Raw genomic sequence first — 10,884 nt, 5'->3', positions numbered from 1 at the left:
TAATAAACGTGAACAAGGTGGGGTAGTTATTGCAAAAGATCTTAGCATTACTACGATTTTTGGCTGGCATACTATGCTTAATCCTTGGCGTTTATGGTTACATGTGGTGGAATACGCTTTTGAAAGAGAGCGGAGGACCCGATCAAGGCAGTGGGATTATAATGGTCGTACCGAATTTCATTGCCATGTTTTTAGTTGTCATCGGATTAGTTTCCTTAAGTCAAGGAATGATTAGACTACTAAAAAAAGGCGTCACGTGACAGATACTTCTGCGGAAATCTAACGGAGCCTAAAAAGACTTCTATAAAGTATTTGTGGTATCTGGTACGATATTAAGGAGGATTTCGCCACCTATAGGCGTATCTCTAACAGAAATGAGGCGCTCCATATTTTTGGCACTGTACACTTGATGATAATTCAACCTGCCGAAATGGCAGTTTTTTTTTGCGTACATTTGAACTTGGAGAAAAATTCGAGTGGCTGGAGAAGCCGTATATCCGGGTAAAAAAGTAAACCACCTATTTTACGGCGGTCCGCAACATTCCAGGTCGGCGCAGCGTTCATTGGTTTATATCTGAAATATTTAGTATTCAACTACTTTTATCCAAAGGAAGAGAGCCATGATGTCAACACGATTAAAACGCAGTTTGAGCGCTCTGCTCGTCGGAATCACGGTTACATGTACGTTACCCCCTCTTGGCGCGGATGCCGCGGCCCCTGCCCTTCAGGCAACCGTCCCTTCATTTCCCGTCACCGTTAACGGCACCGTACTCGATGTCACGCACGCCGCCTACCCGCTGCTGCTATATCGGGATATCACTTATTTCCCGATGACCTGGAACAACACAACGGCGCTAGGGTTATCCGTCGCCTGGGATCCGGTTAACGGCTTGTCGCTAAGCAAGAAAGCCGGCTGTGAGCCGGTCCGTCAAGATTTGACTGCCGTGCGTAATGATAAGACGAAGCAGGAACCGGTTATGTTGGCGCCGTTTCCCGTTACCGTGAACGGTCAGAAAGTCGATAACGCGCAGGAGCCTTACCCCGTTCTGCTGTACCGAAACATGACCTATTTCCCCATGACATGGCGCTTCACCCACGACGCGTTCGGCTGGACGACGAGCTGGACGACCGGCCAAGGCTTCGGCCTTCAAGCTTGCGGCAGTGGAGCCGACGTACAAGCGAAACAAGCCGACGCGCTCAACCTTGCCAATGGCGGACAGTTAGCCGTACAGGGCGACTGGCTCTACATGAACCCCGCTCAGCAATACAGCGGACCGAATCAGCTTGTCAAAAAGCGCATGGACGGGTCCGGCGAGGTCAAGCTGGCCGATGACAACGCAAGGTACATCCAGCTTGCGGACGATTGGATCTATTACACGTCCTCAAGCCCCGACATGAAACAAATGGACGGTATTCTGAAAATTAAACCTGACGGATCTCAGCGCACCGTCATTTCTGCGGCTCCCACGAACCGGATGTGGGTAGCCGGTGAGCGGATTTACTACACCCGTCTCGCCTTCAAAGCCATGGAAGGCGTAACCGGAGGCGGTTATTATTCCGCAACCGGTATCCACAGCATGAACAAGGATGGCACGGACGATACCGAGCTCGTCGGCGGCAGCGGCGAATTTGACTTTTTCATCCACGATGACCGGATTTATTTCCTTATGCAGGAGTCGGAAACCGGACCTTCGAACTTGTATGTGATGTCGACCGACGGCACACAGCGGACAAAGCTCGCCGAAGGCGTATCCAGGCTGTCCGTTCTCGACGGATGGCTGTATTATGTCAAGAACGGCATGCAATTGAATAAGCTGAGTCTGGACGGCAAGGTCGATATTCCCCTCCTCACATCGGACCAGTTGATTTCGGGACTGCATTACCGTCAAGGCTGGCTCTATTTCATTCATGGCTCCTTTGGAATCATGGGCTCCGCTTCGATTGAAAAGATGCGGATTGATGGAACGGAGCGCAGCTCGCTCGTTCACGCAAGGGCGACCTCTCTATATTTGGTCGATGACGATACCCTCTATTTCCCGCAATCCTACATGGGCGACAACAGGCTGGAACGATTCGAGCTGACACCCTAATTGGCGATAAAGCGCCATTCTGCGCCTCCTGAAGAACGAAGATCGGCCGCTAGCTTCACGTTTCTGATCAGGTCCTTCAGGAGGCCTTTTTTGGCCTTAACCCGAGTAGACGCACAAAACCCGCAACCAAAGGCTGCGGGTTCGAAGCTGAGATGCGATTAAAATTGAATTTTCGACTCGAGGAACGCTTTCAGCTCGCTGATCGGCATCCGCGTTTGTTCCATCGTGTCGCGATCGCGAACGGTCACTTGACCGTCCGTCTCCGATTCGAAGTCATAGGTGATGCAGAACGGAGTTCCGATCTCGTCGTGGCGGCGGTACCGTTTACCGATCGAACCGGCCTCATCGTAGTCGACCAAATAATGCTTGGCAAGATCCGCGAACACTTGGTGGGCCCCATCGGACAGCTTCTTCGACAACGGGAAGATCGCCGCTTTGTAAGGCGCCAGCGCCGGATGCAAATGTAGGACTGTCCGGCTGTCGTCGCCTTCCAGCTGCTGCTCTTCATAAGCGTCGATCAAGAATGCGAGCGTCACGCGGTCCGCACCGAGCGAAGGCTCGATACAGTATGGAATGTAACGTTCATTCGTTTCTTGCTCGATATAGTTGAAATCTTCGCCGGAATGCGTCATATGCTGCTTCAGATCGTAATCGGTACGGTCAGCGATGCCCCACAACTCGCCCCAGCCGAACGGGAACTTGTATTCGATATCGGTTGTCGCGTTGCTGTAGTGCGACAGCTCGTCGTCGGAGTGATCGCGCAAGCGGATGCTGTCTTCTTTAATGCCGAGGGCTAGCAACCAGTCGCGGCAGTAGGCGCGCCAGTACTCGAACCATTGCATGTCCTCGCCCGGCTTGCAGAAAAATTCAAGCTCCATTTGCTCGAATTCGCGTGTCCGGAACGTGAAGTTGCCCGGCGTAATTTCGTTCCGGAAGCTTTTACCGATTTGGCCGATCCCGAACGGCAGTTTCTTGCGCATGGTACGTTGAACGTTCTTGAAGTTCACGAAGATGCCTTGCGCCGTTTCCGGACGCATGTACACCACGTTGGCGCTGGACTCGGTAACGCCTTGGAACGTTTTGAACATCAGGTTAAATTGGCGAATTTCCGTATAATCCAAAGCGCCGCAATCCGGGCAAACGATCTTATGCTCGGCGATCAGCTTCTCCATATCGGCGAACGACAGGCCGTCGACGATCATTTCGATGCCCTTCGCGTTGAGCGCGTTCTCGATCAATTTATCGGCGCGATGCCGCACTTTACATTGCTTGCAATCGATCATCGGGTCGTTAAAGTTACCGACGTGACCGGAAGCGACCCAAGCTTGCGGATTCATCAAAATCGCCGCATCCAAACCAACGTTATAAGGCGATTCTTGAATAAATTTTTTCCACCAGGCGCGTTTGATATTGTTTTTCAATTCCACGCCAAGCGGACCGTAGTCCCATGTATTGGCCAAGCCGCCGTAAATTTCGGAGCCCGGAAAAATAAAGCCGCGGTGTTTCGCCAAAGCGACGAGTTGATCCATTGTTACAGAAGACATAAGTTTGTTACTCTCCTTCTATGTATAATTCTCGGTCAGGCTTGCAATCGTTTCAGCATCCCGTCCACGATTTGGAACGAATGATCCGAAGCCATCAACGTGAATTCGGCAAAATTGACATGCGCCGAACCGTCCGCCTTATCGGACATCGAGCGTATCACGACGAACGGCACCCCGTTCATCGAGCACACCTGTGCAACCGCGGCGCCCTCCATCTCGACGCAAGCGCCCTGCAGCTCGCCGTACAGCCCTGCTACCGTCTCGCGGCTGGCGATGAATTGGTCGCCGGATAACACTCGCCCTTCGAGCACGCGCTCACCGAACAGCTCCCGGCTCACTTCCGCCGCAAGTTTACGCAGCGACCCGTCGGCGGCGAACAGCGAGGTCGCCTCGTACGGAATAGTGCCCCGCGGAAAGCCAAGCGCCGTCACGTCCATATCGTGCTGTAAACATTCCGAGGAAACGACGATATCCCCTACGTTCAAGGAGGGGTCCACCGCCCCCGCAACGCCGGTGAAAATAACCGCCTGCACGCCGAACGTATCGATCAAGAGCTGCGTCGTCACGGCAGCATTCACTTTGCCGACGCCGGATTTGCACAGCACGACGGGTTGCCCATGGAAACGGCCCTCATAGAACGTGATTCCGGCTTTTACCGTTTCGCGCGTCTCGGTCAGATGTTCGTGGAATTTGTCGATTTCCTCTTTCATGGCGCCGATGACGCCAATCTTATCGTAAACCAAAATCAGTTGCCTCCTTTTACAAAAAGAAGTGGCTCATATCAACGATGAGCCACCGAATTTCTATGAATGACCTCATGCGGCAAAATCACTTGCGATAACTCCGAAGCGTCCTTCGTTTCCTTGTTCATCAGCTTCGTCAGCAATCGCATCGCCACCGCGCCGATATCGTACATCGGCTGCGCCACCGTTGTCAGCTGCGGCCGAACCATCGAAGCCATCCGGATATTGTCCACGCTGATAACCGATACATCTTCCGGTACCTTGACGCCGTTATCCTGCAGCGTGTGGATGGCGCCGATCGCCATCTCGTCCGTCGCTGCGAATATCGCCGTCGGCCGCGGATCAAGCGTTAAGAAATATTTCGTCACTTCAAGCCCGGATTCGTAACGGTAATTGCCGACTCGCACATAGTCTTCGCGAAGCGGAATACCCGCTTCCTCCAGCGCTCTCTTGTATCCTTGGTAACGCGCGAAGCCATTGGCCGGATCCTGCAAATGCCCGGAAATCATCGCAATGTCACGATGGCCTTGTCCGATTAATGTCGCCACGGCATCATACGCTGCTTTCTCGTGATCGATATCGACGGAAGGAAGCTTCCGCTGCTCGTCCGCCGTTGCGCAAAGCACGACCGGCACCGAGGACGTTTTGAACGCTTGCACGTGTTCTTCCGTCACTGCGCCGCCCATGAACAATAGCCCGTCCACCTGCTTCTCCAGAAGCGTGTTGATGACGCGGATCTCTTTCTCTTTCTTCTTGTCCGCGTTGCAAAGAATAATATTATAATGGTACATGTTGGCGATATCTTCGATCCCTCTCGCCACTTCCGAAAAGATGGAGTTGGAAATATCGGGAATGACCACGCCGACGGTCGTTGTTTTCTTGCTGGCGAGTCCACGTGCAACGGCGTTCGGACGGTATCCCAAGCGTTCGATCGCTTCAAATACTTTCTTGCGCGTTTGCGGTTTCACATTCGGATTGTTGTTGACAACCCTCGAGACGGTTGCCATGGAAACGCCTGCTTCTCTGGCTACATCATAAATTGTCACAGTCACGGCCATTCTCTCCATTGTAATTTAAAGTATAATGCGATCAGGTCATTTAGCCTTATCATACGACAAAATGCCGGGTTACGCAACGAATTTGGGCTTACGCTTGTGTTTATAGTATCAAATTTATGCCAAAAAAGCCAACTGCGAAGCAGTGGCTTTCAAAAATCTTGCACCGTTAGCGAATGCTTGGCAATCTGCGACAGGCGTTTGCGCAGATCTTCGATCCACGGCCCGTCCTGCAGCGATTGGGCGAGCAGCAGCAAATCGAGCAGTTCGTTAATCCGCTCCTCTATGATCACTTCGATCGCATCCGAGGCGCGTTTTTTCTCCGTCACTTTCATCATCAGATAAGCGATCTCGCTAATTTCGTTAAAATTCACCTGCTGCTTCTCAGGCTTGCCTCCAAGCGTTCCGATCAATCCGGTTAACTCGGGCTTCACTTCGGCAAACACTTCGCTCCGGTTACAGGAGTCGCATGAATGAATAGGCACGTTATCGATTTCAACTTTATTCTGATAGATAACCGTGCGGAGCCTGATATTCATCGATTTCCCGCATTTGCATAACTTCACCAACAATACCACTCCTTCTGGCGGCACACCCAACCTTACATGAGAACATGGCGACACAAGAAGCCTAGCCGGCTTTCCTGGTCCGATAAATAGAAATATTCTACCTTCGTTCATATTCTCCTGCCGCTCGAAGTCTAGCAATTATTAGCAGTCGTTACGCCGTTCGAAAAACCGCGCTACGCTTGGAATGGAAGCGGTCAACATGGCAAGCGCAGCCCCGATCGCATCATTGCGGAGATCCATCACATCCGGGGTGCGTCCCGGTACGAACAGCTGATGGAATTCGTCCGTTACGCCGTAGCCGATGCACATCAGGACGACGAGAAGCTTCGTGCGCCAGCTTAGCCGTCTTGGTCGAAGCCCCCATAAATACGTCAGCGCCAGTCCGTAATAGGATACGAAATGGCCCCAATCGAAGCCTTCCATAAAGGGGATCCAAATGCGAATTTGGTCCAGCCAGCCGCCTAAATCGTCGCCCGTTCGGGACGAAAAATAATAAATGGCCGCCATCCCTAGGACGGAGGGCAGCCATCGAAGCCATACATTCATTTCGCTATTTCCCCTGCTCTTTTATTTCTGTGAGAAGCTCGCCAATACGTCCACGAACGCTTTCGTAAACGCCGGCAGATCGGGCGGTCTGCGACCGGATACGATGTGACGGTCAACCACGACTTCCTCGTCGACCCAAGTAGCTCCCGCGTTCTCCAGATCGTCCCTGATGCCCGGTGTCGACGTCATCGTGTATCCTTGGCAAATTTTCGCCGAAGCAAGCACCCAGCCTGCATGGCAAATGTGCGCGATCGGCTTCTGCGCCTCATGAAATTCTCGCGTCAGCCGCAGAACGGACGCATAGCGGCGCAGCTTGTCCGGCGCCCAGCCGCCAGGCACGTACAAGCCGATATAGTCTTCGGACTTCACCTCGTCAAGCGCGTACACCGTCGTTAACGGCACGCCGTATTTCCCATGATAGACCTGATTCGCCTTCGGGCCTGCCAAATGCACCTCGGCGCCGGCTTCCCGCAAGCGAAGCACGGGGTACCACATCTCCAAATCCTCAAATTCTTCGTCCACGAAGGCAAGCACTTTGTAACCTTTCAGTTCCATGGTCCGCGACTCCTTTCCTGTTCTGAGCTTGAATAATGGATGTTTCGCTTCTAATCGCCTACCCGTTCAAAAGCAGCCGCTTGCGGGCCGCGAGTTATCCGACTCTGACGGCTTCGGCCCTTTCGACGCCGCGGCAATCCCCGTCTCCCAATAACGTCCAAGCACCTGCAGCACGGCGGTGCTGCTTGGACAGGCCGCAAGCTCCTGCCAAATTGTCGAGGCTTCGCTTTGACGGCTTTGAATCAGACTGTTCTTCACATGCAGAATCGACGACACCGACATGCTCAGCTCGGTTATGCCGAGGGCAATCCAGATCGGGAGCGCGCGCACGTCGCCCGCCATCTCGCCGCAGACGCTGATGTGCGTGCCGAACCGTTTGGCGTTATCCACCGTTATTTTCAGCATCCTCAGCACAGCCGGATGAAACGGGTCGTACAAATGCGCGACCTGCTCGTTCATCCGGTCGACCGCGAGCACATATTGCACCAAATCGTTCGTACCGATGCTGAAAAAATCGACTTCCTTGGCAAGCAAGTCCGAAATCATGACCGCTGCCGGAAGCTCGATCATGATGCCGACCGGCACGTCTGCACGAAAAGCGACGTTCGCCTCCGCCAGCTCGGCTTTTACCTCGTTCAATACGTCGTTCGCCCTGCGAAGCTCGTCAAGCGAGGAGATCATCGGGTACATGATCTTGATGTTGCCGTAATGGCTGGCCCGCAAAATTGCGCGAAGCTGCGTTTTGAACAGATCGGTTCGATCCAGCATGATCCGGATCGCACGGTATCCGAGCGAAGGGTTTTCCTCCTCCGGCAGCTCCAGATAATCCAGATGCTTATCACCGCCGATGTCAAGCGTTCGAATGACAAGCGGTTTGCCGTTCAGACGCTCCGCCACCTCGCCGTACACGACGAATTGCTCTTCCTCCTCCGGGAAGCTGGTGCGGTTCATGTACAGAAATTCGGTGCGGAACAACCCGACGCCGGAAGTGCCCTTGGCGATCGCTTGCTCCAGCTCCTTGATCGAGCTGATATTGGCGGCAAGGTTCATGGTCATGCCGTCTTCCGTTTGCGACGGAATGTCGGCTAATTGAAGCAGCAGCTCTTGCTGCGCTTTCCACGTTTCCCGCCGCTGCCGATACCGTTCGATCTCTTGCTCCGGAGGGTTGACGAATACGAGGCCCTCGTCGCCGTCGATGATTAAATAATCGCCCGTTTGGATCGGCGTGGACAGCTTCCCTTCCACGCCCAGCACATAAGGAACGCCCATTGCCCGGGCCATGATGGCCACATGCGATGTTTTGCCGCCCATCATCGTAACCAGCCCGAGCGTCTGGTTGACGTCGAGGTGCACCATTTGGGACGGAATAAGCTCCTTCGCGACGAGCACGTAAGGTTCGTCCTTCGGCGGCAGCGTTTCTTCCAGCGCGCCGAGCAGGTGCTTGAGGAGACGGTTGCCGACATCCTTGATGTCAAGCGCCCGTTCCTTCATGTACCCGTCGTCCAGCAGATCGAACATATTGACGAATTTTTCGATCGTTTCCTTCACGGCCACTTCCGCCGCTTTATATTGACGCTGCATAATACCCTGGACCTCGTTCATGAATACCGGATCTTCCAGGATGGCCAAATGCGCGTCGAAAATTTGTGTCTGCTCTTCACCCAGCACGCTGACGAATTCTTGCTTGATTTGCTCGATCTCATCCTTGGAGTGCCGGATGCCGTCATACAATCGTTCGAATTCGTACGCCAGGTCGGCGACATCAATCAACTTGTCGGGAAAGTCCCATTCCCAGGTCGGAATGACGAAAGCCCTGCCCATCGCAATGCCGGATGAAGCTCCGATCCCCCTAACCAAAAACGTTCCCTCCCCTTACGACTGTTGTGGCGGTATCTTTAAGAACGACCGACATGACCGAAGCCTGGCCTTTCTTCACCGCTTTATATGGTGCAAAGCTCCATGATTTGACCGCATCCGTATTCGTGATCAGCATCGGCGTAGCCAGCGATTTGCTGCCCTTCTTCACCTTCTGCAGATTGAACCGGACAAGCAGTTGTCCCGTTTCCACCTGATCGCCTTCTTTCACATAGCAAGTGAAATACTTGCCCTGCAGCTGCGCCGTATCGATCCCGATATGCAGCAGCACCTGCAGTCCTTGCTCCGTCTCGATGCCCAGCGCATGAAGCGTCGGATACACGTGAATGATGCGCCCGGCGATTGGGGCAACGAGCTCGCCCTTATCCGGGATGAACGCGACGCCGTTACCGACGATTTTGCCGGCGAAAATTTTATCAGGAACGTCTTCGAGCGCGATCATACGTCCTTGCATCGGCGAGCTGAACAGCACCTGACGAATATCCTTGCGCAGCACCTTGTTGATTTCTTCGCGAATAAGCTCGGAGTACGTGCCGAACACGACCTGCACATTGCCGCCGCCAAGACGGATGACGCCCGCCGCACCGAGGTGCCGCAGCGCGGACGTATCCATCAGCTTATCGTTCTCGAGCGTTATGCGCAGGCGGGTGATGCACGCTTCCAGATTTTTAATGTTGTTCTTCCCGCCGAGCGCCTCCAATATGAGCGGCGAACGGTAAGGGATGTCGCCGGCCCATTCTTCCAGCTGCGAACCTTCCTCGCGACCGGGCGTCGGGATGCGGAATCGGCGAATCGCCCAACGGAAAAGCACATAATACACGACGCCGTAAGCAAGCCCGACCGGAATGAGCAGGAGCCCGTTCGTGGACAGGTGCAGATTGATCAGAAAATCGATCGCGCCGGCCGAGTAAGAGAAGCCGTGATGAATGCCAAGCGAATAGGCGATCCACATGGACAAACCGGACAATAAGGCATGAATGAAGAACAAGTAGGGCGCTACGAATAAAAACGCAAATTCAATCGGTTCCGTCACACCCGTTAAGAAGCAAGCGAACGCGGCGGTCAAAAACGTCGCCCGAATTTTCGGCTTCAAATCTTCGCGCGCTTCTTGAATGATGGCTAGGGCGATGGCCGGAAGCGCAAACATCATAATCGGGTACAATCCTGCCATGTAAATGCCTGCCGTCGGATCGCCCGCGAAAAACCTCGGCAAATCGCCGAATACCGGCTGTCCGTTGTTCCCGTAAGCGCCCAATTGAAACCAGAAAAAATTGTTGAACACGTGGTGCAGACCGGAAGGCACTAATAAACGATGGATGATTCCGTACAAAAAGGTGCCGAACCCGCCCCAACTGAGCAGCATATCGGTCAGCTTCTGCATCCCCAGATTCATGAGCGGCCCGATTTGAATCATAAGCAGGACGAGCACGAAGACGGCCGGTCCCATAAATAGCGGAACCAAACGAGGTCCACCGAAAAATTGTATGGCCTCAGGCAGCTGAATATGTTTGACGCGGTGATAAATCACGGCTGCAATCAGTCCGATCAATATCCCCCCGGGGACGCCCAGTTGAAACGTCTCACCCAGATAACGCTGCAGCGTCTCCGCGAACATATAATGTCCGATCAGAGCGGTCATCCCGGCGATGCCTGCGCTTTCGGTCAACCCGAGCGCCACCCCGACGGCAAATATCATAGGGAGATATGTAAATATGATCGTGCCGAACGCAGTGAAGATTTCACCGATCCGGGGCATATACATCTGATCCCAAGGCAGCGATCCGAGACGCAGCATAATGGCCGCAACGGGCAATGTGATGGTCGGCAGCATCAACGATCGTCCGAGCTGCTGCAAATTTCCCATCCAGTTCAAAACGTGTCGCTCCCCCTTCCAATTTACCGTAACT

Annotated in this window: 10 protein-coding genes; 2 read left to right on the top strand and 8 right to left on the bottom strand. The window is 53.6% G+C overall.

The window, feature by feature from the left end; genetic code table 11:
• A partial coding sequence (locus tag PVA01S_RS27000) for a hypothetical protein (protein WP_218029634.1) occupies positions 1-235 on the top strand: 235 nt, incomplete at its 5' end.
• A gap of 388 nt (positions 236-623) precedes the next feature.
• On the top strand, positions 624-2,090 hold the full coding sequence (locus tag PVA01S_RS10500) for a DUF5050 domain-containing protein (protein WP_164751792.1): 1,467 nt from the start codon (positions 624-626) through the stop codon (positions 2,088-2,090).
• Positions 2,091-2,248: 158 nt separating this feature from the next.
• Here the strand turns inward: PVA01S_RS10500 and PVA01S_RS10495 are convergent, their stop codons facing one another.
• From PVA01S_RS10495 to PVA01S_RS10460, 8 genes are all read right to left on the bottom strand, one after another.
• The gene (locus tag PVA01S_RS10495; protein ID WP_127607405.1) at positions 2,249-3,634 is read right to left on the bottom strand and encodes a glycine--tRNA ligase; all 1,386 of its coding nucleotides are present in this window, start codon (positions 3,632-3,634) and stop codon (positions 2,249-2,251) included.
• A gap of 35 nt (positions 3,635-3,669) precedes the next feature.
• Positions 3,670-4,377: a 5'-methylthioadenosine/adenosylhomocysteine nucleosidase gene (locus PVA01S_RS10490; protein WP_127607403.1), complete on the bottom strand. Its 708-nt coding sequence runs from the start codon at positions 4,375-4,377 to the stop codon at positions 3,670-3,672.
• A gap of 38 nt (positions 4,378-4,415) precedes the next feature.
• Positions 4,416-5,444 carry a catabolite control protein A gene (gene ccpA / locus PVA01S_RS10485; RefSeq protein WP_127607401.1) on the bottom strand — a complete coding sequence of 343 codons (1,029 nt, stop codon included), beginning with the start codon at positions 5,442-5,444 and terminating at the stop codon, positions 4,416-4,418.
• Positions 5,445-5,584: 140 nt separating this feature from the next.
• A complete protein-coding gene (locus PVA01S_RS10480) occupies positions 5,585-6,001 on the bottom strand; it encodes a hypothetical protein (RefSeq protein ID WP_127607399.1) in 417 nt (138 codons plus the stop codon).
• Between the two features lie 141 nt (positions 6,002-6,142).
• Positions 6,143-6,547, bottom strand: a complete 405-nt coding sequence (locus PVA01S_RS10475) for a VanZ family protein (RefSeq protein WP_127607397.1) — start codon at positions 6,545-6,547, stop codon at positions 6,143-6,145.
• Positions 6,548-6,568: 21 nt separating this feature from the next.
• Complete coding sequence (locus PVA01S_RS10470) at positions 6,569-7,102, bottom strand: type 1 glutamine amidotransferase domain-containing protein (protein ID WP_127607395.1); 534 nt, start codon at positions 7,100-7,102, stop codon at positions 6,569-6,571.
• Positions 7,103-7,168: 66 nt separating this feature from the next.
• Positions 7,169-8,959, bottom strand: a complete 1,791-nt coding sequence (gene ptsP, locus PVA01S_RS10465) for a phosphoenolpyruvate--protein phosphotransferase (protein ID WP_127607393.1) — start codon at positions 8,957-8,959, stop codon at positions 7,169-7,171.
• On the bottom strand, positions 8,952-10,850 hold the full coding sequence (locus PVA01S_RS10460) for a glucose PTS transporter subunit IIA (protein WP_127607391.1): 1,899 nt from the start codon (positions 10,848-10,850) through the stop codon (positions 8,952-8,954). The genes ptsP and PVA01S_RS10460 overlap by 8 nt, the downstream gene beginning before the upstream one ends.
• Positions 10,851-10,884 lie beyond the last annotated feature (34 nt).

This window comes from Paenibacillus validus NBRC 15382 (assembly GCF_004000985.1).
GTDB lineage: Bacteria > Bacillota > Bacilli > Paenibacillales > NBRC-103111 > Paenibacillus_G > Paenibacillus_G validus.
This window is presented reverse-complemented; position numbering and strand designations above follow the sequence as displayed.

Bases quoted from the DNA above. Each gene is read 5' to 3' on its own strand.
- PVA01S_RS10475 (WP_127607397.1), bottom strand. From the start codon at position 6,547: ATGAATGTATGGCTTCGATGGCTGCCCTCCGTCCTAGGGATGGCGGCC.
- PVA01S_RS10500 (WP_164751792.1), top strand. From the start codon at position 624: ATGTCAACACGATTAAAACGCAGTTTGAGCGCTCTGCTCGTCGGAATC.
- PVA01S_RS10495 (WP_127607405.1), bottom strand. From the start codon at position 3,634: ATGTCTTCTGTAACAATGGATCAACTCGTCGCTTTGGCGAAACACCGC.
- ccpA (WP_127607401.1), bottom strand. From the start codon at position 5,444: ATGGAGAGAATGGCCGTGACTGTGACAATTTATGATGTAGCCAGAGAA.
- PVA01S_RS10470 (WP_127607395.1), bottom strand. From the start codon at position 7,102: ATGGAACTGAAAGGTTACAAAGTGCTTGCCTTCGTGGACGAAGAATTT.